At 38.2% G+C, this 25,672-nt stretch carries 33 protein-coding genes; 3 read left to right on the plus strand and 30 right to left on the minus strand.

Going from position 1 to position 25,672, the window contains the following annotated elements; translation table 11 throughout:
* Positions 1–2: 2 nt before the first annotated feature.
* The 14 genes from Q4503_RS16515 to Q4503_RS16580 all read right to left on the minus strand — a co-directional run bounded on the left by Q4503_RS16515 (position 3) and on the right by Q4503_RS16580 (position 9,957).
* Complete coding sequence (locus Q4503_RS16515) at positions 3–302, minus strand: hypothetical protein (protein WP_303602936.1); 300 nt, start codon at positions 300–302, stop codon at positions 3–5.
* Complete coding sequence (locus Q4503_RS16520) at positions 295–789, minus strand: hypothetical protein (protein ID WP_303602937.1); 495 nt, start codon at positions 787–789, stop codon at positions 295–297. Before Q4503_RS16520 ends, Q4503_RS16515 begins: the two co-directional genes overlap by 8 nt.
* An 89-nt stretch (positions 790–878) precedes the next feature.
* A complete protein-coding gene (locus Q4503_RS16525) occupies positions 879–1,919 on the minus strand; it encodes a major capsid protein (protein ID WP_303602938.1) in 1,041 nt (346 codons plus the stop codon).
* 39 nt (positions 1,920–1,958) lie between these two features.
* Positions 1,959–2,315: a head decoration protein gene (locus Q4503_RS16530; RefSeq protein ID WP_303602939.1), complete on the minus strand. Its 357-nt coding sequence runs from the start codon at positions 2,313–2,315 to the stop codon at positions 1,959–1,961.
* Between the two features lie 11 nt (positions 2,316–2,326).
* Entirely contained in the window at positions 2,327–3,346 is a 1,020-nt protein-coding gene (locus Q4503_RS16535; protein ID WP_303602940.1) for a head maturation protease, ClpP-related, read from the minus strand.
* An 18-nt stretch (positions 3,347–3,364) separates the two neighbouring features.
* Entirely contained in the window at positions 3,365–4,864 is a 1,500-nt protein-coding gene (locus Q4503_RS16540) for a phage portal protein (protein ID WP_303602941.1), read from the minus strand.
* Positions 4,864–5,079 carry a hypothetical protein gene (locus Q4503_RS16545; RefSeq protein WP_303602942.1) on the minus strand — a complete coding sequence of 72 codons (216 nt, stop codon included), beginning with the start codon at positions 5,077–5,079 and terminating at the stop codon, positions 4,864–4,866. The genes Q4503_RS16540 and Q4503_RS16545 overlap by 1 nt, the downstream gene beginning before the upstream one ends.
* Positions 5,079–7,004, minus strand: coding sequence for a terminase gpA endonuclease subunit (locus Q4503_RS16550; protein WP_303602943.1), 1,926 nt, complete (start codon positions 7,002–7,004; stop codon positions 5,079–5,081). Before Q4503_RS16550 ends, Q4503_RS16545 begins: the two co-directional genes overlap by 1 nt.
* Positions 6,976–7,521, minus strand: a complete 546-nt coding sequence (locus Q4503_RS16555; RefSeq protein ID WP_303602944.1) for a hypothetical protein — start codon at positions 7,519–7,521, stop codon at positions 6,976–6,978. Before Q4503_RS16555 ends, Q4503_RS16550 begins: the two co-directional genes overlap by 29 nt.
* A gap of 213 nt (positions 7,522–7,734) precedes the next feature.
* Positions 7,735–8,442 carry a phage tail protein gene (locus tag Q4503_RS16560; RefSeq protein ID WP_303602945.1) on the minus strand — a complete coding sequence of 236 codons (708 nt, stop codon included), beginning with the start codon at positions 8,440–8,442 and terminating at the stop codon, positions 7,735–7,737.
* Between the two features lie 162 nt (positions 8,443–8,604).
* The gene (locus Q4503_RS16565; protein ID WP_303602946.1) at positions 8,605–8,862 is read right to left on the minus strand and encodes an HP1 family phage holin; all 258 of its coding nucleotides are present in this window, start codon (positions 8,860–8,862) and stop codon (positions 8,605–8,607) included.
* Positions 8,852–9,016 (minus strand): hypothetical protein, encoded by a 165-nt coding sequence (locus tag Q4503_RS16570; protein WP_303602947.1) that lies wholly within the window; start codon positions 9,014–9,016, stop codon positions 8,852–8,854. Before Q4503_RS16570 ends, Q4503_RS16565 begins: the two co-directional genes overlap by 11 nt.
* Positions 9,017–9,026: 10 nt before the next feature.
* The gene (locus tag Q4503_RS16575; RefSeq protein WP_303602948.1) at positions 9,027–9,467 is read right to left on the minus strand and encodes a hypothetical protein; all 441 of its coding nucleotides are present in this window, start codon (positions 9,465–9,467) and stop codon (positions 9,027–9,029) included.
* Positions 9,448–9,957 (minus strand): lysozyme, encoded by a 510-nt coding sequence (locus Q4503_RS16580; protein WP_303602949.1) that lies wholly within the window; start codon positions 9,955–9,957, stop codon positions 9,448–9,450. The genes Q4503_RS16575 and Q4503_RS16580 overlap by 20 nt, the downstream gene beginning before the upstream one ends.
* A gap of 137 nt (positions 9,958–10,094) precedes the next feature.
* On the opposite strand from Q4503_RS16580, the gene Q4503_RS16585 reads away from it, so the two are divergent.
* Positions 10,095–10,391 carry a hypothetical protein gene (locus Q4503_RS16585; RefSeq protein WP_303602950.1) on the plus strand — a complete coding sequence of 99 codons (297 nt, stop codon included), beginning with the start codon at positions 10,095–10,097 and terminating at the stop codon, positions 10,389–10,391.
* On the opposite strand, the gene Q4503_RS16590 is transcribed toward Q4503_RS16585, so the two are convergent.
* The 12 genes from Q4503_RS16590 to Q4503_RS16645 form a co-directional block, all read right to left on the minus strand.
* A complete protein-coding gene (locus tag Q4503_RS16590) occupies positions 10,378–10,605 on the minus strand; it encodes a hypothetical protein (protein WP_303602951.1) in 228 nt (75 codons plus the stop codon). The two genes, Q4503_RS16585 and Q4503_RS16590, sit on opposite strands and share 14 nt — an antisense overlap.
* Positions 10,606–10,679: 74 nt before the next feature.
* Entirely contained in the window at positions 10,680–10,889 is a 210-nt protein-coding gene (locus tag Q4503_RS16595; RefSeq protein ID WP_303602952.1) for a hypothetical protein, read from the minus strand.
* A gap of 107 nt (positions 10,890–10,996) precedes the next feature.
* A complete protein-coding gene (ssb, locus tag Q4503_RS16600) occupies positions 10,997–11,509 on the minus strand; it encodes a single-stranded DNA-binding protein (protein WP_303602953.1) in 513 nt (170 codons plus the stop codon).
* 12 nt (positions 11,510–11,521) lie between these two features.
* Entirely contained in the window at positions 11,522–11,770 is a 249-nt protein-coding gene (locus Q4503_RS16605; RefSeq protein ID WP_303602954.1) for a hypothetical protein, read from the minus strand.
* Positions 11,746–11,907: a hypothetical protein gene (locus Q4503_RS16610; RefSeq protein WP_303602955.1), complete on the minus strand. Its 162-nt coding sequence runs from the start codon at positions 11,905–11,907 to the stop codon at positions 11,746–11,748. The genes Q4503_RS16605 and Q4503_RS16610 overlap by 25 nt, the downstream gene beginning before the upstream one ends.
* Positions 11,908–11,983: 76 nt before the next feature.
* Complete coding sequence (locus Q4503_RS16615; RefSeq protein WP_303602956.1) at positions 11,984–12,322, minus strand: hypothetical protein; 339 nt, start codon at positions 12,320–12,322, stop codon at positions 11,984–11,986.
* Positions 12,323–12,345: 23 nt separating this feature from the next.
* Positions 12,346–12,522, minus strand: coding sequence for a hypothetical protein (locus tag Q4503_RS16620; protein WP_303602957.1), 177 nt, complete (start codon positions 12,520–12,522; stop codon positions 12,346–12,348).
* Between the two features lie 50 nt (positions 12,523–12,572).
* The gene (locus Q4503_RS16625; protein WP_303602958.1) at positions 12,573–12,929 is read right to left on the minus strand and encodes a DUF4406 domain-containing protein; all 357 of its coding nucleotides are present in this window, start codon (positions 12,927–12,929) and stop codon (positions 12,573–12,575) included.
* Between the two features lie 216 nt (positions 12,930–13,145).
* Positions 13,146–14,216 (minus strand): recombination-associated protein RdgC, encoded by a 1,071-nt coding sequence (locus Q4503_RS16630; protein ID WP_303602959.1) that lies wholly within the window; start codon positions 14,214–14,216, stop codon positions 13,146–13,148.
* A complete protein-coding gene (locus Q4503_RS16635) occupies positions 14,206–14,538 on the minus strand; it encodes a hypothetical protein (protein WP_303602960.1) in 333 nt (110 codons plus the stop codon). The genes Q4503_RS16630 and Q4503_RS16635 overlap by 11 nt, the downstream gene beginning before the upstream one ends.
* On the minus strand, positions 14,531–15,088 hold the full coding sequence (locus Q4503_RS16640; RefSeq protein ID WP_303602961.1) for a bacteriophage antitermination protein Q: 558 nt from the start codon (positions 15,086–15,088) through the stop codon (positions 14,531–14,533). Before Q4503_RS16640 ends, Q4503_RS16635 begins: the two co-directional genes overlap by 8 nt.
* Before the next feature lie 9 nt (positions 15,089–15,097).
* Positions 15,098–15,961, minus strand: a complete 864-nt coding sequence (locus Q4503_RS16645) for a hypothetical protein (protein WP_303602962.1) — start codon at positions 15,959–15,961, stop codon at positions 15,098–15,100.
* Positions 15,962–16,081: 120 nt separating this feature from the next.
* On the opposite strand from Q4503_RS16645, the gene Q4503_RS16650 reads away from it, so the two are divergent.
* Positions 16,082–16,726, plus strand: a complete 645-nt coding sequence (locus Q4503_RS16650) for a S24 family peptidase (RefSeq protein WP_303602963.1) — start codon at positions 16,082–16,084, stop codon at positions 16,724–16,726.
* A gap of 643 nt (positions 16,727–17,369) precedes the next feature.
* Positions 17,370–21,239 (plus strand): plasmid replication protein, CyRepA1 family, encoded by a 3,870-nt coding sequence (locus tag Q4503_RS16655; RefSeq protein ID WP_303602964.1) that lies wholly within the window; start codon positions 17,370–17,372, stop codon positions 21,237–21,239.
* Positions 21,240–21,303: 64 nt separating this feature from the next.
* Here the strand turns inward: Q4503_RS16655 and Q4503_RS16660 are convergent, their stop codons facing one another.
* The 4 genes from Q4503_RS16660 to Q4503_RS16675 form a co-directional block, all read right to left on the minus strand.
* Positions 21,304–21,645: a DNA-binding transcriptional regulator gene (locus Q4503_RS16660; protein ID WP_303602965.1), complete on the minus strand. Its 342-nt coding sequence runs from the start codon at positions 21,643–21,645 to the stop codon at positions 21,304–21,306.
* A gap of 198 nt (positions 21,646–21,843) precedes the next feature.
* A complete protein-coding gene (locus Q4503_RS16665; protein WP_303602966.1) occupies positions 21,844–22,764 on the minus strand; it encodes a BRO family protein in 921 nt (306 codons plus the stop codon).
* Positions 22,765–23,007: 243 nt separating this feature from the next.
* On the minus strand, positions 23,008–23,541 hold the full coding sequence (locus tag Q4503_RS16670; RefSeq protein ID WP_303602967.1) for a hypothetical protein: 534 nt from the start codon (positions 23,539–23,541) through the stop codon (positions 23,008–23,010).
* The gene (locus Q4503_RS16675) at positions 23,538–25,505 is read right to left on the minus strand and encodes a protelomerase family protein (RefSeq protein WP_303602968.1); all 1,968 of its coding nucleotides are present in this window, start codon (positions 25,503–25,505) and stop codon (positions 23,538–23,540) included. The genes Q4503_RS16670 and Q4503_RS16675 overlap by 4 nt, the downstream gene beginning before the upstream one ends.
* Positions 25,506–25,672 lie beyond the last annotated feature (167 nt).

Raw genomic sequence — 25,672 nt, forward strand, 5'->3', positions numbered from 1 at the left:
GGTTATTCACCAAAAAGTATTGCTGCAGGCTCTTTTATTTGCATGTCAGCAATGGAATAAATTCGACCATCAAGTTCTATTTCGGCTTGTCGTTGACCATCAGGTATGTCAGCAGAACGGCATAAAAACTGGTGTTCGTAGTCGCGCATTTCAAAGTTGCCCATACTTAATAAGTTGGGGTCTTTCCCGTAAATAACGCGTAAGGGGAATGAGGCGCCAATGTCTGGATGAAATATTGCATCTTTGCCAAATACAGGCATGGCTAACATGTCATCCAGTGCTTTAGCGAAAGGGTCAGTCATTGACGTATTCACAAGTTCGGTCAATTTTTACTAAATAATTAGCAACCTCAGGTGTGACAAATGATGTATCACCTTCTTTGGCGTTTATTTTTAAACGTTCATTGCTAAACGCTATTTTTGCTCTAACTTTTACATCAGTGGTTTCTTCTTCTGATTCGCTAGATTCATCAGTGGTTTCTTCTTCTGATTCGCTAGATTCGTCAGTGGTTTCTTCTTCCGATTCGCTAGATTCGTCAGTGGTTTCTTCTTCCGATTCGCTAGATTCGTCAGTGGTTTCTTCTTCCGATTCGCTAGATTCGTCAGTGGTTTCTTCTTCCGATTCACTAGATTCATCAGTGGCTTTTTCACCTGATTCAGTAGATTCTTTGTCACTTAGAATTTTGTCTAATTCTTTTTTTAAGCGTGATTTATTCCATGACGTTGGCGCTGTAAAATCATTTTTTAAGAGTTCGTCTCTTAAATCTTTTTCTGACATTTCGTTAGCCATAATATTCTCAATGTGATTAATAGTTAGGATCAAAAAAGGCACCTGCTTTAGGTGCCTTTTTGGCTTGCTTTATTTACTAAACTGTTAGGTTACGAGGTAGTAAATGTTGCTTGTCGAACCATTTCAGGTCGAGTATTTAGCATAAGCATGTAGCTTGCTACGTGAATATCTACCCATGAAGGATCTTCATCTTCTTCCCATTTTAACCATGAATAATGTGGCTTACCCATTTGTCCAAGGTGTGAGAACTTCTCGCCGGGGGCTTGTACTTCTTTAAATACAGTATTGCCAATGCCGCCCGGAATAAAAATAACTTCATTTTCACCTACGTCAACGGTACTGCCATCGTCTGTGCCGCGATATTCAACCCACTCAACACCTGCAAAACTTGTTGGAGCAGTTCTGTGATCGTTTAATAACTCACTAGCTTTTACTTGCGCTAAATGCGCTTCGCGGAATTCTGAATTTTCATGCAGCTTGTCGTAAGCACCCGTACCACAAAGTGCAATAACTTTACTGTATCGAGCACCTTTAGCGTTATTTTCCATATAACGAACCACGCTATTCGCTACTGCAGTACGAAACTTACCACCTGTTAATGTGGTCATATTCATCGTTAAAACTGATGGTGCTGTCACCCCCATTTCTGCAAAGTAATCGTATATAACGGTAGAGCCATCCGTGTCGTACAATTTGCCACGAATTGCACCTAAGCGCATAAATTCTTTAGTTAAGTCGATATCACCCATTAGGCCGTTACCGTCTTGGTTTTGGCGTAAAGCAATTTCGGTACCTAATTCTTTAGGCTGATCTTCTGTGCCAAATTCACGTAAAAACGCTAAGTCGTCTGCAGTAACGCGATCTTTAACTGCAACACGGCCTGTTTGAAAGCTTTTTAATTGCGCTCTACGACGTTTATCGCGAGATTCAATTGGCTCACCGCGGCTTGTGGTTGCTACCATTTTCACGGCACCTGCACGAACATCAATCACTAAGCTTTTAGAACGAATTGGCGCAGGAGAGAATATTCCCATAGCACCGAGCTGGTTGGGTACAAACTCAACTTTATTGATGGCATCTGTCATAGATACCAATGAAAACGCGTCGTTTTCAACAATGTTTAATAACATAACTATTTCCTGTTTTTTGCTAATTTAATATCGAAGTGCTTAAAGCTGCACTTTGATGTGTAAGGCTGCTAACTGGGCGATAGCTGCTGTTTTTTCTGGGCCAGTAATGTCGCTAGGCCATGTGAGGTTTTCATCACGAACTTTAGCTAACGCGTTGTGAATAATAGCGGGCTGTTCTGCTGATGATGCATCAGTATTACCGCGTAAAATACCTGCGGCTTCTTCTGTGCCATTGGTTGCATCTTGGTTAAATACAGCAAACTTTCCTGACGCTGTAATTTTTCCAAGCACGGTACCGTCAACCAAGTTGCCTGACGCTAGTATTACTTTTTCGCGACTTAGGTCGCAGCTTTCTTCATGAACGAGATACTCGCCCGGGTTTTTGCCTTCGATCATGGCAAGTTCTCCTATTTAGTTTTAATACCAGCTTGTTTATGTGCAGCCGACCAAATGTCGGTGCTTTCACTGGTAGCGGTTGGGGTTACTGTTGAATGCTGCGGTTGAGGGGTTTCTTCTTGAGCAGCTTTAATTTCGGTTAACAGGTCTTGCACTATGTCTAGGGCGTAACCTTTGTCTATGTAATTTTCAGCTAAATGAGGTTTACCAGCGGCACGACAAGCGGCCATTATTGATTTACTACGAGCACGTTCTACAGCAACAGGGTCAACAGGTGTTTCCGGATCTACTGGTGGGGTGGTTTCTTCCGTGGTTTCTTCTTCTGACTCGCTAGTTTCATCGGTGGATTCTTCTTCTGAATCGCTAGTTTCATCCGTGGATTCTTCTTCTGATTCTTCGTGAAGAGCGATAAATTGCGCCATCGCTTCAGGCATGTTTTCAAGCTTAGATTCAATACTTTTGTTAAAGCAAGCGTTCGCTTCAACTGGCTTTATTGTGCTATTAGCAAAACCTTTGGCAACTGCTTCTTCTGCATAAATCCAAGTTTCTTCTTTTAGCATTAAAGCAAGCTCTTCTTTATCAATGCCCGTTTTAGCGTGGTAAGCATTAATTAAGCTTGTTTCCATTCCATCTAATACCGACGCTTCTTTGCGAAGTTCATCCGCATTACCAGCAGCATAAGACCAAGGCGAGTGGATCATAAACCCACCAATTTCACTGATAACAATTTCATCAGCAGCCATGGCAATAACTGATGCCATACTCATGGCATAACCGTCAATTTGCGCAGTAACTTTACCTTTGTGTAGTGCTAGCATGGTGTGGATTGCAGTACCTGCAACAACCGAACCACCGTAACTGTTTATTCTCACGGTAACATCAGCACCTTCAAGCGCTTGCATTTGGTCGAAAAAGCTTCGGCTATTTACATCGTCCCAATAGCTATCACCAATAATTCCGTAAATAAGAATTTCATTGGCACCATCTTCATGCATGTTAAATTTAATTAGTGGTTCTATATTTTTAGGCATTTTAATTTTCCTGTTAACTTATTCGGAGGCTGATAGCACTTGCATGCCGCCTTGGTCGGTACCGGCTTTATTTACTTTGCCCGGGTTGGTATCAAGCACGAGTTCTTCAGCAGTTTTAACACCCTGCTCTATTATTAATTGCTTGGTGATATCTTCACTATCAAGACCACGTTCAGCGTTTTTATTAGCGCGACTATCAAAGCCTGCACGTACTTCTAAAATGTCGGCCATTACGTCTTTAAGTGGGTCAACCCAATCCCAACGTGGTGTTTGCCACTTTGGTAAATATTGGTGTGGGTTTGTTTCATATTCGGGTAAAGCAACCAAGCGATGCATCCAAACAGCTTCTAGAAACCATTTAGCAACGGGGTGGCAAAACTTGAAAATCATTAAGTGATATTGCAAGCGCTCCATGCGTCGACGAAATTCAACTAAGCCTGCACGAATACTTGAGTAATTAACGTCGGTTAAGTCACCGGTTAACATTTCATAAGTAAGGCCGATGGCTTTAGCAACTGAGCGAAGTTCGGTTTTAATCCATTCAACGTAGTTAGGGCCAATGCCGTCGGGTGATGAAAAGCTAATATCTTCGTCGTCATCAAGGTAATTAACTGACGCTGGTTTGATTTTCTTGATGGCTTCACCGTTAACTATTTCATCGTAGTCAATATCGCCATTGTTATTGCCCGTTTCACCGTCTACTACAGGATCCCATTCTTGTTGCCGTTTTTTAATAATCCATGCGAATAGTTGAGCCGTTTTTTGTTTGACGAGTGTTGCGTCTTGCATTTCGTCTATTTCATATATGCGCAATAAAATAGTAGATAAATGCGGAATGCCGCGATCTTGTTTTGGTCGTAATACTTGAAAATAATGAATAATGTCACTTGCTGGTATAGGGTAAGTTTCATTAACACTTAAGCCGCTTGGTAAGTCGCTTGGGTGGTGCTTGTAAACATGGTAATGAGTACGTTGACCGATTGTATTTTTTTGAATACCTAAGCGAATGCCTTTTGCTATGTCAGTTAGATTTACGGGCAAATGGTCACTTTCAAATATTTCTATTTGAAGTGGAACGCTTAAACCGTCACTAGGTCTGCGCCATCTTCTGCGAACCAGTGCTTCACCGTCGCTAAACTCAACTCTTGCAACCAATGCTTCCATGCCCGGAAAATTTACATTGCCGTCTGCATCACATTCGGTTTGCCAGATATCCCATAAACGTTGTAATTCAGGGTCTTCCCATTTTGCAATAATGCCGTTACCAATGAGGTTGTCGACATAAGCATTAGCGGCTGTTACGCCTAATGGGTGATTAGTTATGGCATGACGAGAACGGCTGCGTAATTTAGTTAGACTTTGCTCGGCATCGCTATTTGGCCCTGAAGAACGTAAACCTTTGTTATTCATACGAGGGCCAGTGCTCGCACCTTCGTAATAGGCTTTTAAACGTTGGTTTTGTTCAATGCCACCGCCACTTGGTATCTTTTTGATACGAGGTTTATTTGTGTTTTTCACTAAACACCTCGGTCGTAATGTAAAGAGACCTGTCTAATACGTTTAGGTCTTAGTGCTTTGGTTATTTGATTTTCAAGCTTGACCATATCTGCCATGGTGCAATCTGCATATTCGATCACTTGCCCCATGATAGTTACTCGCTTAACTCTTTTGCCGTTAGTTAAGTCTAACTTTGCTTGGCGAACAGCAATTAAATCAGTTGTGGTATATGACATTAGACTCCGCCGTATGAACCGGCCTTTTTATGTTTCTTGGTTTTTTTAGACTTTGGCATTGATGTGCCAAGTTGTTTGGCTGAAAGCACTTCTAAATTAATTCGCTTACGTTGTTTACTTGCTTTTAAAGCAGCAAGAGCATAGTTAGCACAATCGGTTCCTTCGTTAGATACGTGTTTAGGGCATTCCCAAAAAGAGGTTCTAACGCCGTTTTTAAATTTCATGACCTTTGTTTCTGCGACAAATTCTTTAACAGCTTTTTCGTCACAAATTTCATCGTCAGCAGGTAAATGAATATAGCCTGGTGTTGGTTCACCTGGTTTATTACGCTGAATACGATAGCGACCGTAAATTGTGTCTTTGGCTGCTTCAGTGCCTACTTCAAAGAAATAGGTTTTGTGTTTTTTGTTTACGCGCTTTGGCATGTCAGCAATAGGTTTACCGCCACTTGGTGCGCCACGAATTGGAAGGAATTTTTTAATCCCACCTTTGCGGCAAGCTGCGTGAACTTGGCTTGTAAAGCCACCACCCGAATCCCAACACAGTGTTGATATTGGCATTTCAAAACCAAGTGCATGTTGATAGCTTTGGTTAAGTAATTCTATGGCTTCATCCCATGGTTCATTGGTGGCAAGGTTGCCATAAACTACCCAGCTATCAATAAGCCAAGATTCTTCATTGGCTCCCCATGCGTATACGTAACCTTCTAATCGATTGTTTGCGCTACCTTCATGACCTTGAGTGTCGACCCCTGCTGTAATGTAAACAGCTTCTCTTGGTACGCGACCAACCCATACTTCACGGCGATTGAATAGCACTTCCCAATCAATTTTATTGGTATTTAATTCAATCCAAAACTCGCCCAATATTGTATTGGTGAATACTTTAAGCTTTAACGGATCGCCTTTTATGTCTAGCCATTCTCGAACAAGACCAGACCAACCGTCTGTAAGGTTTAAGCTGTAGAGTGCGTTACATTTGATACCAACCTTTTTAGGTGTTTTCATTTTTTTTCCATCACTACCATAAAAATCAATGCCGTCTTCTGTCCATATTCCTGTTTTTTCACATACCCAGCGCCCTTGCAGTTGCATTGGCTTTAGTTGGTTGTAAGAGATATGTTCACGGCAATTCGGGTTTTCACATTCATAACGAGCACTTTCTGCACGTTCTTCAAGCGAGCCTTCATCGTCAAAATAAATACCAAAGTCGCAGTCTTTACCACCCCACTTTAATGTTTGTTCTGTGTCGCAATGCGGACAAGGCAAGTGCATTTCTAGCACTATGTCCATTTCGTCCATCATGACTTGAAGATCGTCTTCACCGTCAATAGTTGGTGATGAGCCGTTTACAAAAGTAGGGAATGCTGCTCCCTCTAATCGACGCTTAACTACATGGCGAACTGAACCTTCACCATCGACATCTCTAGCAATACGACTAGATTCATCGAGAATAACAACTTGCTTGGTTAGCCCCATAAAGTTGTTCGATGTAGCTGCACCTAAGTAATCCCAGTGAGCAACACCAATATGTTTGTAAGTATCTTTATTTTTACCGCTACCCTTTTTTTTCCATTCTGGAAATATTTCTTGGATAACTGGCATTACAGGAAGTAGAGGATCTATTTCCGTTTTAACAAATCTTTTTACGTAAGGGTCGGTTGGCCCATAGTAAACGCCACTACGCTTTTTATGCGCAGCGAAGTACATGTTCATTCCTGCGACTATTTTTGAGTAACCCCAACGCGCTGGCTTTTGTACGCAAACTTCGCGAACGGCATCGTTACCGATGATATTGGCAAGTACAATTTGTGATGGTTGGGTTTTCCATCGTCCCGGCTTTTGACTAGAACCCTGTGGTAAATAAAAATGTTTATCTAGCCACTTTTGTCCTGTGCTAGGTTTCTCCATTCTCAATGGATTCAAGCCAATGGCTATCGCCCTCAAGATCGCTTTCTCTGAAGTCTGAGATATCGGGTCGTATGTCTGCAATTTCATTCGCCCTTTCTGCAACAAATTCGTCTATTTTTTCCTTGGCTTCAGGTGGCATATCTGGCCACACTTGTTTTAGTTGTGCTGAAAAAGATTCATTTTGAATAGACATGCTTTGCGCAACACGAAGTAAAGTTTCTGTGATGACGGCTAAAGGCTGATATTTGTTTTCTAAAACACTGAGTTGATAATTTTCTTTTCGTAGTTTTGTCTCTAACGTTTTACGTTTTATTTTTGCGTCTCTAACTTCGTCCGGTTCCGGTTTGTTTTGACCGACAACCTGCCCTGTTTTAACACCTCGTAAATAAACAATATAAGACTCACGACACTTATCTAAGTCATAACCTCCACGACCACCTGACGATGGTAGAACCCCTTGTTTTAATAGCTCTCTAACCCATTTATCACTTAAAAATAAATGCTCAGCTATTTCAACTTGTGTTGCCATCACTCATCAACCATCAATTATTTTGAGATTCAGAATTTACAAAAAACAACCGGAACCGGAACCGGAAATAAAAAAATTTTTTCAAACGCGTAAAACGTCGAGCTTCGAATTACCCTCCAGCGTTGAACTTGCCAGAGAGGACCCAAAAAAATGAAAACAGAATTAAAATGCACCGAAATAGAGCAAGAAAGGCTATTTTCATGAATAATCGATAACTTATCTAATGCTTGTCGCGATTGCCCGGTCCATCGCTTTCTCAAAGTTAATTGGAAATTGTTTGTTAATGATCCTTTCCGCAACTTCATAAAACGGTAATCGTTTTTTGTATGAAGGTGCTTCGTCGGTAATCATCAAGAACGGCTCCATGTCATTTCTACCAAGCTTCTTCCAAATGACATTATTCCAAGCACTACTAACCCCGTTATCATCATCAAGCATGAAGTATTTTATTCTTCCTTTTTTGCTTGTAGGGTTTTCAAGATCTGAAATAACTTTTTTCAAAGTAGCTTTAGATATATTTCCGTATTGGTTTCGTTTAGCGTTGGGTGCAGCTACTAAGTATTGTCCGCTTTTCAAAATTCCTTTGCTGCGCATTACTCGAGTAAAACCTTTCGGCTTACGTTTACCGCCCCATATTTCAGCTGACAAGGTTTCAGCAATATTGCCACCGCTACCGGTGCTTCCATCATTAACCCAAACAGCCGCAATTGGATTGTTTTTCTTTGCAGCTTTGACTCGAACACTATTGATTACATAAGGTGATGGGTTATCGAATACACTCGCAATCACCTTCTTCTCTGCTGCTTGTACGTCTTGAGCTGTCCACGTTGCTGTTAGTGCTAAAGCAAATGGTAACTGCTCTCGTTCTAACGCATCGAGGCTTTTAATTGCATCATCAATACCGTTAACTTTAAATTCATGCATAATGTCACCACATTTGTCTGAGGTTTGAAAAGTAGGGACCTACTAAGGGGAGAGGTTCTACAGTTGATTGAAGTCAGGTATCAAACCTCAGACAGATAGGGTGACTGCTCAACGAATTGAGCAGTCGATGATGTGAGCTTTCACTCACTCCACATTAAGTTGTTACTGTTCTGGGTGCGTCGGCAGCATGCATTCTCGCTCAGTTATCGAAGCCATTCTAGCTTTATGAAACTCTGCATCTTCTTTGCGTTTTTCTATATCTATTTTCATTTTGTTTCGTTGGGTTCTTCTAGTTACCCAGTAAGTTAACGCCGCAAAAACAATACCCAAAACCAATGCAGCATCATTCAATGATAAGAATCCACCGGCGGCAGTAGCTATGCTTGCTACATAGCTAGAAATAGTTTGTTTATCCATCATTATCGATGATCCATTGTTGAATTTTTTTAATGTCGGTATTACAAATATCTACCGACTTTTCAAGATATCTCGAATAATCTAGTAGGCTTGTATTATCACCAACATTGGTTGGGGTAATAGAACACTCTTTAATTAAATGCTCTGGTGGTATCACATAAACGTATTTAGTCTGTACTACGGTTCTGGTTACAACCTGAGGCTCTAGCATACTTGAGCAAGCTGACAGCAGAAACAGGAACACAATCATTAGCCCATGCTTTAGTTGCTTCATTAGACGACTGCCTCAATTGTTTTATTTGTTGTTGTGATTCGATGTGCTGAGAGTTTAATAGCTGAATATCTTTGCTATATTGCTCATTGATTTTGGCAAGTGACGCACGTTCCTTTAATAACTTGGCGTTGCTTTCTTCTGACAAATTAACGCTTTGAATTAAATACTCTGCCTGAATAGCGGCGTTTTCTATCTCTAAACCTTGCTTTTCTATCGTTGAATTAGCTGACTTTAACTGGCTATGGTTGATGAAGTTTATGTAACTAATGAAAACTGAATATGCCAGAATACCAATAGCAATCAAACGCTCAATGTTAGAAAGAGTGCTGAACATTACTATTACCTGCTATACCAGATACATTAGCCAAGCACATTTCACGCTCTTTTTCTCGTCGCTCAACAAGCCCCTGAAGCTTGCGCCCTTTAGCATAAACCCAACGAGACAATTCATTACAAGCTTCTACTCGCATGTTTTTATTTAAATAACGTAATAACGTACTGTTTTTAAAGTTACCTGCACCTACATTGTAATGAAAAGATAAATAAGCACTGTGCTCACCTGGTGAAAGTTCAACAGTAATAACGCTCATCATTTGTTTGTCATGTTCATTAATGTCTTGCGACAACAACGCCACACACTCATCTTCAGTATATTCTTTACCAACAACCGCTGTTTCTGTGTGCCCATAACAAGTAGTTTGAACACCAACAGGATCTAAATACCCTGTGAACTCTTCACCTTCATGCTGTGCGATATTGAAGCCGACAACCGCAAGCACGGTGGATAGGCCTGCCGCAATTAGTTTATTAAAGCTCAGTTTCATAATTTATTCTTACGCAAAAAAAAGCCCTAACAATATTGCTAGGGCAAAGGTTGGGAGTGGTTAACTTTAACTAAGTGGAAATAAATTAATACAATGTTAATATTGGCGTGAAACACAATTAATCAAAAGGAATTACAATGCTAAAAAAACTAACGGGCGCTATATTTGCGCTATTATCTTTATTTGCTAATGCTGAATATGTATCGCCACTTGTATACAAAGATGTTTCTTGTGCTGACTTAATTGAAGAGTTTACCGGTCATCAATCAAATTATTCTACAAACAGATACCATGCATCTTTAGCTGAAGTTGATGTTAAACCAAGGTCTTCACTGCCTGTTTATCTAAGCTCAATGGAAAGCAGCGCTGGACACATGAAAGCGATAAAAAAGGCAGCAGCCAAAATACAATGTGATTTACCTAAAGACGAATAACGTTGTCTTTATATTCATGACATAAAAAAACACGCTCATAACGTGGCGTGTTTTTATTGTTGGCTAATGCATAACGTCTAATACTAAGTGTGTAGTTGCTAGATATAATTTTCACATCTTGGTAAATGATAGCATCAAAACTTACCAAATAAAGCACCAAAAATGAAAAGCTTCTGACATTCGTTTCATCTTTTTTATTAGGAAACCGTGCCAACCTATAAACGCAGCCAGAATGAATATAACACATCACTAACGAGGACGAGAAGAAATTCGCCTCGTAGTTTTCTGTTATGAGGATTTAACCCTCCACAATCTGCGCTTATAAAGCTCTACTTTATTTAATTTTTTTAACTTTTGTAGGTTTTGGCTTACATCTTTTGGCTGAATATCAAGCCAATCAAGATCTTTAATTTCTCTTAATTTCATATGTATATAGCCAGACGTACAGTGATCAATACTCTCTAACTGCGATAAAACATGTCTCTCAATATTCTGCATAATAAATCCTCATAACAACGGTTTTCAGGTCGGACTAGCAACAGTTGGCTAGTCGTTCAGTTTAAATTCGGCGGCGGTTGCTAGCCGCCTTAATGCGAGGTTAATAATTAATTAGTTACCGTGTAGCCTTGAGTTTGTGCATCAGCCCTTTCAGCGTTTATTTCTGCTAGGTTTTTAGTTACGCCATTTGGATGCTTTGGTTCTATCGTGTGCATTTTTACTGGTTGTTGATGAAACCCACCATTTTGAGCTGGTGCATGGCTGTTATTGCTTGGTTTACTGTCTAGCATTTGCATTACACCATTAAAACCTTGCAACACAATTTCCGTGGTGTATTGGTCTTGCCCTTGTGGGTTGGTCCATTTTCGTGTTTGCAACGAACCTTCAAGGTAAACTTTTGACCCTTTTTTTAAGTATTCACCCGCAATTTCAGCTAACTTGCCAAACAAAACAACACGGTGCCATTCTGTTTTTTCTTTTTGTTCGCCAGTTTGTTTGTCTTTCCATGTGTCTGATGTTGCTACGGATATATTTGCTACAGCACCGCCGTTCGGCAGAAACCGAACCTCTGGGTCTTTACCTAAGTGACCCAAAATAATTACTTTATTAACACCTGCCATGTTGTTTTCCTTTTATTTTTCGCTTGTTACTGAATAAAGATAACCAAACTGACTAGCCATTTCTTCATAGCAGAACGTCATTACAGTTTGGTTGAGCATTTCTGATTGAAAGTCATCTAAAAAAACATCCATTGCTGCGCTATGGTTAACTGCTTTTATTTTTAGTGGCTTGTTTCGTTGACTTAAAAACATTTGAGTATCACAAAACAACAAACTAAAGGTTTTTAACTCTTCAATTAAAGTCGGCTTTTTAGATGCCATTCTGATTTTTCCTCTTTTATTTTTGTTAACTTTTCAATTGCACGGCAAATGTAGGTTGTTGACATAAAAATAATAAAGCCTAAGGCAAATATCCCATTTTCAGTAACTAATAATGAAATTGCGCTAGCTATACTCATAACCAGTGCCATGTGCGAATTTTTCACGGTTAAATCTCCAGACCTTCGTTTGTTATTCATAATTGTCACGCTATTTCTATAACGACAATGAGAACGAGCGTTCTAAATCACGCATCTCTTTAATTGTTTCAATTTGTCGGCGCATTCTTCCTATTTGTTTTTTATCAGCGCTCACAGCTCGGTGATCACTTGGTCTATTGCTAATGACAAACTGAACCTTTTTAGAAGGGTTTGCTTTTTTATGGTTACAACCGCAGCTTAGTGTGTGGCCTGATGTAAAATTGTCTTGTCTCACTTCACTTTCTTTTCCGCACTCACAGGCGCAATGCCAATATGTTTGTCCATTCTTTCCTGTTCGTTTTGAAACGGCCATAACCGTTAAAAGTCCTGATTTTTTTCCTACTAAATTTGTCATACCGCCCCCTAGAGCATTTAAAATTAATTTAAGCTAATAGTTTGTAACTTGTTGTATTCTTTAACTGACGTTTCATATTCTCTTTCGCCTTCTTTGCCTAAATCTCTACAGGCATCAGCATAAGCGAGGTATTTCATTTCTAATTCCTTTCGCATTTGCACTAATTCTTTTTTCTTTGCTTGTAATAGTGGTGTGAACATACGTAATCCTTATTTAGTTCATTTGTTAATGTTTAAACTTACGGTGGTTATTAGTTATCCACATTTTCAGTGGATAACTCTTCAATAGGCTGTAAAGCCAACAATGCTACTGAGTCATAAGCAGACTGATATACAACGTTAAAATTACAACTTTTGGCATACGCTAGCTCCGCTTTTGCACCCGGGCTATTTTTATGGCCAATTAACATATAAATAGTGTTACACACCGACAACATGGCAAAATCTATTGTCATGTATTGCTGATAAGTTAAACCGGCCGGATTAACTGCAGGGTTTAAAACAATATGGCCTAATTCTTCAAGCTTTCTTTGTGCTTCATTAAAAGCGTCGACATTATGATTTTCTATGCCGCTCATAGGCCCTGATATGTAAATTATTTTTTTCATGCTACCCCTTGTTTTCTTCGATTATTTGAAATTTAAAAAGATCCCATTTACACATACAGGCAAGCGTTGTTATCGCGGCTATTAATGAATAAATAAATATATTTTGAAGGATTTTTAAATCAAAGTAATACACCATAAATGAATACAATATCTCTACAGTAAGGATTATTAATTCAGTTAATATTATGTACTTCCAATTCCATATTGTTTTTACTTTCATGCTACAGCCTCTTGATCTTCCCCACTGTTATTTTTCTCTAAAAAAGCTGGCTCTATTGCAACGCCAAATTTTTGCATCTCATCACTGAACTCTTCTTCTAACGATTTAATGTCTGGGTAACTAATGGTTGAAGCATCAAAAGCGTCACGTTCTGTCTGGTCTGTTATGTTAAGACTGTCAAACACGTTAAATAATCGCCCCATTTCTTTGGCAAAAAGAACAAAATCAGCATCTACTCTTGCTAGGTGGTCATCACTATCAATGTCGTCGTTTTGCTCTTTTAATACATCAGAAGGTTTAACGCCTTTTAAGAACCCTTTGGCGTGAATAGTGAAGAAGAATGCATCATCAAATTCAACGCTTAGGTAATTAACGTCTCGGTCTTCTTCGGTAACAAATGACCGAATGCAAGGTGCTTGAATGTCTACTTCATTGGTGAATTTTGCTTGTGCGGGAGCGTCCATGCTTTCTGAAAATTGAACATTTCCGCCAAGTTTAAAGTTAGATTCAACATCTCTTTGTCCATCAATCCAATGGTTCAGGCATTGCTGTAATGGCTCACTTGTGAAGTAATCAGTAACAGGTAGTGTGCCAATGCTTTTTCTCAATAAAGCCAATACATCTTCAGCTGCACTTCTGGTGCCTGTATTAATGATTAATAATTGATTTTTGTTATCTGTATATATTTCAGTGTATTTTTGCGTTGGAAAAGCAGCAGGCAAACAGTCAAAAACTAGTGTTTCTTTAAATTTCTCTTTCTCTTTTTTAGTTGCTTTTCTGCAGAGTTCGAGTTCAATTGCCTTTACTTTTTTATCTACTTCGCGTCGAACATAATCCGCAGGTAATATTTTTGTTTCTTTGCAATAACGAATTAATTGAAAGTTATTATTGTCAACGCTATGCACTAAATTTTCAGTGCCTGGTAAAGCGCTAACCCACCCTGTTGTTTCAATTTCAGTGGCGCCACATTGTCTAAACTTGTTAGCGCTTAGTAATAATTCTAAGTTTATCTGTGAAAAGAAATTAGCACGGGTTAACTTAAATATTTGCATGTTTTTAAACCACATAACTTGGCACCTCTACTGTTATTCTTGGCAATATTGGTAGCCTAAATAATGATGGAATTAGTGATGCCCGTTTCTTTTTTGCCGGTGATACTCTTTTTTCATTAATAATACTTTCGGCTAATTGGTGTGCATGGCCGTCAGTACAATCAAAAACCATGTAAATATCACGGCCAATTTTGGCAAACAAAAGTCCTTCAAACGTATGCATGTGAAAATCAGTTATTCCCTCAAATTGAACAGCTTCACACAGTGCTTTTACGTTGCCGCTGGCATTGATCATGTCTAGGTGTTCGCCGTTTTGTAAAACAATAAAATTACGCATGCTTTCGTCTCTGGTTATCAATACAATTAATCACTTTGTTTAAAGCGACATGTTCTATTTCAGCTATTACACTGTTCATCACAAGCATTCGTGGTTTCCAATCGCGAGAATACTTGCTTTCACTTACCCCAATAGCTGACATTATTTGTTGGTTGTTAATAGGTGCTTGTTGAGCAATACTTAACTTGTAATTAATCAAGGCAAACTCTAATAAGCGTTGAGCTTTTGGAAAGCTTGAAGAGTTTAAGCGGTGAAACGCGAGGTATTTTTGATAAAACGCAAACCAAATTGGTACCATCATATTCACCACGTCTTTCTCTTCTACCGGCAAACCCACTACAAATTTCACTAACGTTTTCTCATGGTCATCAAGTTTGTTTACCGCTTTAACAAAAGGAGTTTGTGAGAAAACCCACGGGGCCACTAAACATCTTGAGCCAAAGCCACTACTTACTGTGTTATTTCCATCAAGAGCACTACTTTTCGCGTCAGCATTAAAGGCCCACTCGATTCGCTCGCGTAAATAAATAAACAATCGCTCTTGTGACATGCCCTAGCCTCATCTATTTAACGGGCTATTCGCCCATATTTGCTCTAATTTGCTTGTTATGCCTGTACTGTTATAAATAACGGTTTGCTCTCGTAAACAGGCAGCAACTAGCTCCATTAACTTGTCTTGTAACAATTGAACTTCTTTAACATCGTCACGGTCATCATAAACACCATCTTGCGCAGGTTTAGACTTACCAATAACGTCTGCAAACTGATGGCTAATAACATCAATTTTTGCTAATTCATTTTTAGTATCTATTTTTTGGGTTTTTGGCAGGGCAATTAACATGTAGCCAGAATTCGCCATCATTTCATTGAGGGCCAACTGTTTAATGTTCTCAGGCAGACAAGAAAGCCAGTAATACTTCCACGAAAGCGGCATTGGATGCTCGCCGTTTAATATTCTTGATATTCTTTTAAAAGCAGTGTTTTCCCAGGTTGTGTATTCATTTGACGTAACGGGCTGCTCTTTAACAAAGCTGTCAGCTGCTAGTTTTTCATAAAGCTCTACAGCAAAAGTAGACAAGGTGGCAGAAGTGTTTTCTATCCATTGTTTAGTAATGTTTACTAATACCTTTTCTTCATCAAATACCATGTCAGCCTTCTGACAAGGACTTTTCTCAGAAATGGGACTATAATTAACGCTGAAGTCAGAATAATGCTCTGGTTGAATTATGTGCTCGGTTTTTAAACCTTGGTTCTTAAATATTTCAACTAGAGCAATAAGCAAACCTTTGCTTACATTATTAATAGGTTTAGTCTCAAGACGCGACAGCGTAGTCTTTGAGCCGCCATGAACCCCTGTTAGTAGTTTCTCTAACGCTGGTAAAGATAAATTACGCGCATCTCTGCATTTTTGAAGAGGTCTCATTTGGCTTGTTCGTTTTAATCATATTTGCGTACACTATACTATAAACTTTTATGCTTATCAAATATGAGAAGCTAAATTTTTTTTATGTCAAAATGTACTTTTTAAAAGAATTGTAAGCTTATGAATAAAACACTTGGGCAATGCCTAGAATTTTACAGAACTGAACTCGGTTGGGATCAAACTCAAGCATCGGGTGAAACAGGTTTTGTGGTTTCTCAGCAGCAGATTGGTAAGGTAGAACGGGACGCTATTAAAAACCCCGGCATTTTTACTGTTTTGCCGCTATTAAAGGCTTATAACGTAGACCCCAATAAATTAACTGAGGACATGGGGCAGGGTGTTAAATTTGCAGTCAAAGAGCCTACATTGCTATATAAGAGCAAAGCTACAATACCGTTGATCAATATTAAAGATGTAAAGTCTTTTCTGGACGGTGAAGATGTTACTGTTATTGAGGCGTTGCCTTATGGCGAGAACCCAAGTAAAAAAATATATGCGATTAAATTATCAAATGAGTTAATGAGAACCAACGTCGGTGTTAGTTACCCAGAAGATAGTATTGTTATTTTTGATGCGACTAAAAAATATAAAGACCATAAAGATATGGTGGTTGAAATAGACGGAGATGTTCTATTTCGTCGAGTATTTAAAGATGGCTCTACTTACTTTGTAAAAACAATTAACCCTGAACTTCCAAATTCGATCAGCAGCAAAGAAATTGCATTGCTAGGTCGCGCGATTGAATGTAGAACCATCTTGAAATGATCGTTGAACAAATAACCGGATCAATGTACTCTTCTAAATAACTTTTATTATTACTTCAAGCTTATTTGCTTATTCATGCAAAATCAGGCTAAAATAATATAGATTGTATTACTATTTAATAAACAGATTTGTTTATAGCTACTTATTGAACACCAAATTTTAGACAAAAAAATACCGTTCATGAAAACGGTATCTTAATTTTTCTTTAATGTGGCGAAGTTTATCAATGAGTGACAGCTCTAAAACTAACGCAAGTTGTTGTAAACAAAGGTTTTTTTACAAAAGTTACCATACGTTTGTAGCGCTTTTCCTTTACGGGATAGCTAAGTTTTTTTATTTACCTATCAATAATAAAAAACTTTTCTATAAAAAGCAACACTACCCACCTTTTGTAAAAAAACATTTTTAAAACTAAAAAAATAAACCGAGTTTTGATTATGATTTTTTTCAACGTAAATATTAAAAAAATAACTTTTATAAAAAATGTTTTTAATAAAACAAAAATAAAAACAAAAACAAAAATAAACAACTTTTTAAAGGGGGGTGCGCACCCTGCGCACCCCTCTAATTTTTCGAAAATTAAACAAGGGTGCGCACCCTGCGCACCCCTCTGGTTTTTAGCTAAATCATTAGGAGGTTCATTATGAAAAAGATGAGCTTGCAACAATTCTATAAAGACAAATTTAATTCTGACCCGCGCTTATTAATGGCTCACTCTGAAGCATTTAACCAGCTATCTCTTGAGGCTGATAATGCTTATATTATTTGGTCAGAAATTTGTAACGACATAGACCCGAGCAGAATGGGCGGCAATAACAGTGACAAGTTCACCGGTAGAGTCTCCGTATCTAATACTAAATATAAGGGTCGTGCGGCTGTATACAGTAACTTGCGAACCTCTGACGATAATACTTTTGAATATCCGACTGTTAACTTTGTTCTAAAGGGTAGTAATGTTGGTGGCTGGTCTGGCTTATCTCTTTTGGTTAAGTTATATAAAGAGCATAAAGGCACTATTACTGATGACGAACGACTAAAATGGCAAAGAGAAAGTGATGCTAAAAAGAAAGCATTAATTGCTAAACAAAGCGAAGCGAAACAAAAAGAAATACAACAAGAAGAAGAAAAAAGCCTTTTAAATCAAAGGTATAATGAACTTTTTCAATGTTCACCCCATGACGATGGTAGCCATCCTTACCTAGCTTCAAAAAACGTTGGTGATATTGTTCAACACATTGATGTTCGTCTTTGCCTTGAGTTCGATGACAAGTATAGCCAAAAACGAAGAGGCCAAGAATTCCTAGCTATTCGATTTGTTGATATAAATGGTGAGTATGTTGGTCTTCAGCGTATTTATAGTGATGGCACAAAACTTAACACACCAGGCTTTAATTTTAGCAATGGTGCGCATTGTATTATTGGTGATATTAACGCGGCAAATAAAGATTTTATTTATGCCGGTGAGGGCTTTGCCACTTGTGCAAGCGCTATGCTAGCAATGCACAATCATAAAATAGCTAATACACGAAAGAAAAGTGCTGTTATCGTCGGTATAAACTCAAATAATTTAAAAAAGTGTTTATCGCTCTTTAAAGAGAAAAACGACGAATTAAAAATTAATCACTTGGCTGATAACGACCAATGGAAAAATCAACAAGGGAAAGGCAACGCAGGTTTATTAATATCTTGTTTTGCTGTTGATGTACTTGGTTATAAATCAGTAGTGCCATTGTTTGAAGATTACACTTTTAATAACCTTGAATTAGATGACCGACCAACCGATTTTAATGACTTACATTGTTTAGCCGGTTTAAATGAAGTTCGTCGACAATTAAAAGCCCAGCGAAATAAGTTTAAATCATCAGGGAAAAATCCTTTTGACAAAACTTGTCGTGAACTTCGTTATATTGCCGTTGGCCATAAAAACAAAAAATTATTTGAATTAGTTAATAGAGCAATTCAACAAGGTGTACAGTTATACCCCATTCACTATGGTGTTGCTGATATTCTTGGGTGCATAGATCACAACATAAAACACCTTTACCATTTGTTTGATAAAGTATCTTATTTTAACGAACTACAGGGTCGATTGAACTGGATTATTGGCAAGCGTGTTAATAATGCCCAAGCGTTTCGCTCTTTCAGTAAAGACGCGATAAGCAAGCCGCATATTAACTATAAAAAGTTTAATGAAACCAGAATAACACCCGAAATTTTTTCTTATATTAAAAACCTATCTGGCGCAGTTGTTGTTAGGGCCCCGATGGGCTCTGGTAAAACTCAGCACTTACTTAGCCCTTTAATGGCTAATACAGATAAAGCTGCATATTTTGCACACCGTGTTTCATTAATTGCATCAAGTGTAGGTAATCTTAATAAGCATAGAACTCAACCCAACATAAATAGCTTAAAACCTGTTGAACTTAGTCACGTTGAGCATATTTTTAGTAAATCTTTTTCACCAGCTTCACTAACCAGACCATTATCTAATGATTACTTAGTGCAAAATTATCAAGATTTCAAAGGTAATGGCATGGGTGTGTTTGCACGTTCTGTCGAGCAAATGGCTTTGTGTATTAACTCAATAACTAATCCATCTTTTGCCCCGTTGTTGCAAGAGCTAGATTTTTCAGCGTTTGATGAGGCTGCTCAAACATTACGACATGTTGCGGACGGCAGCGCTTGCGACAAACCAGAAATGGTTTACAGCGCCATGATCAACACGATAAAAAACACTTCTAATCAAGTGATTTTATGTGACGCTGACGCTAACGATGAAGTCATTGAAATGTGTGAGCAAGCAAGACCGGGTGAAATAATTCATGTAGTAGAATTAGATACTGACTTTAGTGATATTAAAATTAAATATACTGACAATGGTGATCAAGTTTTTAACCAGGTATTTACCTCAGTTGAAAACAATGAAAAAGTGTTGGTCGCTAACGATTCGGCTACCAACGGAAAGTCAATGTATGAAAGATTAAAAGAACTATTCCCATCCAAGCGCTTTTTGTTTATCTATCAAGATTCAAAAGGTAACGCTGATGTTGACTTCTTCAACCAAAATCCTGACGTTGCTGTTAACCAGCAGCAGTATGATGCAGTAATCTACTCGCCTTGTATTAGTAGTGGTGTTTCGCTTGAATCGGGTTATTTCACTAAGCACTTTGCTATTTTATGCGGCACAGTTGCGCCCAGCGATGCTATTCAAATGATACGCCGAGACCGTTGTGCTAAAGAATTTATTATCGGTTTTAACAAACAAAATACGCAATACCCGGAAACAAAAGAAGAAATTATAATCGGCATGATCAAAGCTGATGATATCAACCTAAATCTTGACCTGTCTGATGGCATGATGCGCCTTGGCCGACTATATACTAAATTCGATGACATGCGAATAAACGTAATAGCAAAACAAAATAAAGCACGTAACGACTTTGCAAACAATATGCTACTAATACTGCAGGGTGATAAGTATCAATTGGAAAGATTAGCTACTAATGAAATAGATAAAGAAGTCGGTAGTGCTCAGCGAAAACTTGGCAGAGAAATAGCTAAAGCTATAGACTTAGAGCTGCAACTTACTCAAGAGACCCCTGAAAAAGATATCGCCGAGCGATTACGTACAGAAGACTTGCTTAGCGTAGAAGAACGGGCGCAACTTAAACGCTACGATATTGAAACACAATTATGCTCAAGCGTAACAACTGAAACTATTGAATTTAATAATGACCGAGGAATAACCAAAGTTAAAAACTTTGAATTGCTTCAAGGGACTATTGAACAAGCAAACAAATTCGACATATCTGAAATTGCTACCAACGTTTCATTTAGTGCACGAGAACGTAAAACAGCAAAAATGACACTACAGCATAAAGTTTTTGATATGCTCGGCATAAACAAAACAACAGGTGAAGGCACTTTCACGGGCGATAAAATGCGTCAGGTTCGTGATACGTTGTTAGAAAGCACTGAATCTATCATGTTATATAACACAACAAAGATAGGCGCTTATATTCATCCTCAGGCACGTAAAAAGAAGTGTGCCACTACCTTTATTAAAAATATCTTAGCTAAATGTGGGCTTGAACTATCGTCACAACTTGTGGGCAATGAAAGAAAACGAGTCACTTTTATAAATCCAGAAAGTTGGCAAGTCATGCAGAGCTATTATCAGGCGCGACAGCTTCAAGAGGTCTCATCATTAGAGCCATTGCAATATGATACTGATATGGTGGATATTAAGCGATCAGGTTTATCGATAGATATAAGTGTTATTGATAAACCCGATCACCAAACATTGAACTACGCGAAAATGAGCTCAAACGCACTGGCTATAACGGTTAGACGAGCTATTGACGGGTTGGGTATCGAGTTTGAATCGGCTATAAGTTTGCTGGATGATGAAACAATCACTGATATTGTTAACAATGACATGGAAATTGACATGTTAAGCTCATACTTTTCTTCTAAATTAAAATATGAGCAACAATTACAGGCTGTTTGTTAGATAAAAACCGCTAAACAAAGAAATAAAAGCAAGGCAATTTAGCGATTGTAGTATTTTTGCGCCCTTATTTTATGTTTTTGATCACTGTTAAAATTTCATCTTCAATACATTGGTGAATTGTTACGTCTGGACCTATTGCAGTTTCAGCTAATTTTTCGTTTAAATGCTTAACTTTACCCAGTGAACCTAATAGTGCGTTACTATCTTTTTTGTTAATCAGCAAATGGCCCTGATAAATCAACACCAAAAGACCTTTGGTAATTTGTTTATAGTCAGCTAAACCTTCTCCCAACTCCCAGTTGTTCCACTCTTGTTCACTAACGCTAAAAAGCTGCGCAATTTCTTGTTGTGATATATCTAAGTTTTCTCGTAACCACCCTAAATTTTTTTTTGATGATGAAACCATAAGCCACTCCTTGTTTTACTTTTTTAATAAAGGCACAAACCACTGTATTTTTAAACAGTAAATAAATCTAACACAAAGTATAATTTTTTCGAGTATAAAAAGGGCTATACAAGTAAAATTAACAAAAAAAAGCAAAAAAAAAGTAAAATGCTGATGATAAAATCAGTCATTTTACTTTTAAATAAGAGAGTTTTTGTATTAATGCATAAGGAATTGGTTAATTAACTCATGAATATGTAAAGCATCCCCAGTTTCTCGCTCTAACAGTAAGTTATTTAATGCACGGGCTTTTATTATATTGTCAGAGGGCAGTAACTTGTTTGAATTATTGCTAACAGCACTTTCTTCAAGTTCCCTTAGCCAAAGCGCTGCGGCTATTCTATGGTCATCATACCCAGACCAAAATGCAATTTCTTTGCATGTTTCTAGGTCAAAAACACGCTCGCCTGATGTTCTGCCAACCTTAGACCAGGTAGCTAATCTACAGCCATCCTCAGGCAAATCATCTTTTAGTCGAAGCCATAAATTATAAATAGCTTTACCTGGTGATGGTGATTGAGGCTTTAGTATTAATCCTAAATTGTGGCAATTCAACCAAAGTTTCCCACCGTCAAAAGTAAAAGGCACCATTTGTCCGTTAAATTCTAGTGGAACTATCACGGGTTCGTGGCCGCTTATTGTATGCTGTTGGTAATCTTCATAAACGGGTGTGCCATGATCACTGTTAAATTCTTCTTCTGCAATATCATTAGTACCGTTCGCATGAAAGCGAAAATCTCGCAGTACTTTTTTAACCCAGCGTCTAAAAGCAATTGCGCGTGGCCCTTTGGCTAGCATGGCAATAACATTGCAGCCGTCTTGAGAGAATATTCTCGTCGGAATCGACCTGTAGCCCCCTAAATTACCGTTGGTCATCACAGTGATGACCGTGCTATCAGTGTCATCAAACTCAATTTCATTGCGGTTATATATGGTTGTTATTGATTTTGGGCTGCTATAACCAAGTGCCTTCGCTAATTCAGCTGAGGTAAACCAAGGTTCGTTATTATGCTCAATAACGGCAATAGGGGTATTATTAAAACATAGGTGTTCTATGTGGGTGGTTTGTGTGGTTGGCATAAATGCCTCCTTATAGTTTTTTCGGTTATCAAACACCAATGAGGTGTCAGGAGGTTCGAAACGGCCTATAAGATACCGCGAGCTAATTTCCCTAAAGGGTATTGTATTCACTCACTCCCGACATAATTCGGTGGGTGTTGTGCCGTAAAAATCAGGCACAAAAAAACCGCGTGTCTGTCGGGTGCGGATATCCGCTTATAGAGAGGTTTCGAAGCCTCACAAACAGAATACCGCACCTACGGGTTAATTTAAAGTTTTTTGTTTTGCAAGAAACGCCATAAAGTTAGCATCTTTAGGCATACAGTTTAAAATTGCCTTTCTAAAGAGAGGTGCTTTATTGGCTCTAGAAACCCCACCAATAAAACAACAACCCTCAAATGAAAACACCCTTGTTTTGACCTTTAAGTTGTTATTTTTGTCACTGGGTAATTCAATCACTATGCTCATATCGTCAGTAAACTCATCTTTATAGCGACTATAAAGACGTGTTACACCTTTACTGTCTGAATAACCTAACTCCTTCGCTAAATCACTACTGGTAACCCAATCTTCATCTTCATGAACTAAACAAGGTAGTAGCCAAAAATCAATCTTTATATATTTTTGAGAAAACATAAATTCTTTAATTGATATGTAGAAGTATTCAGCATAATCATTATCTAATTGGTACTTCGTGGTCAGTAAGTTCATGCAAGCAGGAAAACCATCCGATTTTTGAATTACATCTAAATCGTCACCAGAAATAACAACACCTTCAAACTCAAAATCTTGGCTCATAATTTGTTCACCTTTATTTTATTGTAAAACCCTTTAAACCCATCTAAACCAGCACCATTTACTGCAAATTTTTCAGCTTCATCGGCATTAGCAGCATAAACAATCTCTTGAAAATGTGGCCCTTCTTTATATGGAATAGTCACCTCAAATTCAAATAAGTCACCGGTAAATAAGTCGTAGCCCGTTTTCATCGCTGTCATTTTATCGCCAGCTCGTAAGTTAAAAGTTGCTGTTCTCTCGCCCAAGCCAATAGTTACAGTCCAATTATCATCACCTAAGTCGTTTATTTTTATGCGCGGCTTTTCTGGTTTAGTTTTTGCGCTAACTTTACCAACAGTATTAATTTTTTTATCGTTATCAACGCCAGCCGTGGTTTCAACCTCTATATCAACCAGTTCTTCATCACTTTGGTTTGTTATAGGTTCACCAGGTAAAGCTAAATCACCAATGGCCATCAAATAGTTCTTAATGGTGCCACGGTATTTTTTAGTTTTAGTCGATAGCATAGTTTGCGTTAGCACTATGGCCTGATCGTCTAACACCATATCTTTTACGGTATTATGCAATTCAACAGCAGCATCAAGCCTAGCTAAAGGTGGCATATCTTCATCAAGTTCACACAGTTTTTCCCAACGTTCATTTACAGCGTCGGTGTTAGGTTCGTAATCAGCATTAAAGTTTGTAAGTTGGTATGGCATGTAATGAGATTGAGAATTAACATCAGAATGGCCAAACAGCTCAGCAAAGAAAATATTTTCATCTTTATTAGCCCATCGGCGATCAGTTAAATACCAACGTTGGTAACATATGCGCCCATAAATACCACGGGTATCTTTAAACACCCGCCTTGGGTCAATGAAAAAGCTTTTAGCAAACTCACTTAAATGTGGTGATATTTTCCCAGACAACCGGCTGTTTTCGTCACGATAATCATTTTCCTTTGCTTCTCCACTAACAAGTTTTTTAACCGTAGACGAAGAACGCAGTACAGAAAAGGCAGCTGCAACTACTCTACTGTCAACCAAAGAGTAAATTAAACGCTCAATATCATCATCACCGTCACGTTTCTTTGCTTGACCAGTAAACAACAAAGTGTTTTTTGTTTTAGCGGTAAAACCACCAGTTAACAACACTTCAACTGGTCTTCTACCGGTAGCTGCACATAAAGCAAAAACCAAAGGCGCTATATTTTTAACGTCACCACCAAACGAAACAGGTTCTCTTTGTAAAATCTCTAACACTTGATTCATGTATCGAGGATAATCAACATAAACCTTAGTGTTTTTCTTGATAGACAATTTGTTTTTTGATTTTTTCGCCATTAAATCTTTGTCTGACTTGTCCATAGCCAAGTTAACAATTAATTCATGGTCAACTTTAAGCGATGATAGATCATCATAAAGTGGTGAGGCTTCACGCAATGTTTTTACCAGTATTTTTTTTGCTTGCTGAACGTCACGACCGCTTAATGCCAGTATTTCACTTTCGTATACAGGGTATTTATTCGCTAATTTTTTAATGCTATTTTTAATTGATGATTTACTAAAGTCTAATTCATCAACACAAGCTAATACTTCCTTTGAATCAAGCAAAGAATCAAGTAATTCTTTCTTTGCTTTACGTGTTTCATCGGGCGATAAATTAACTATAGCGTTAAGTACGCGAGAGTGACCAGGGTACTTCTTAACCATACGCTCAACCTCAACTTCAAACCTATGATGAATGCCTGTGAATTCTTTTACGGCAGTCCTAGCCCTTGTTAAATAACGTCTTGCTGTTGATGGTGCTATTTTATCAGCCTCTCTTTTTCTACTGTCACCATAAATTTGATTAATAAATTTTGTAGCTAATCGCTTAAATGATTGAGTTTTAGTTTTCTGAGGAATCTCAGAGTTATCTATTTCTTTGGCTTCATTAACAAGCGATGTTATCAATTCACCAATTTTTAATTTATGTGCTGGCATGGCTAAAGTACCTCATTATTTTAGTTAATACATCATACAGGGAAACACAAACATCATACACCCCTAACAAGTACGAGTCAACAACTTTTTACCATACACGGAACATAGTATAATTAACTATGTTACCATGTACGTTATTAATTACGACTATACGTATAGTCGTAATT

It is taken from the genome of Colwellia sp. 6_MG-2023 (genome assembly GCF_030547765.1).
GTDB lineage: Bacteria > Pseudomonadota > Gammaproteobacteria > Enterobacterales > Alteromonadaceae > Colwellia.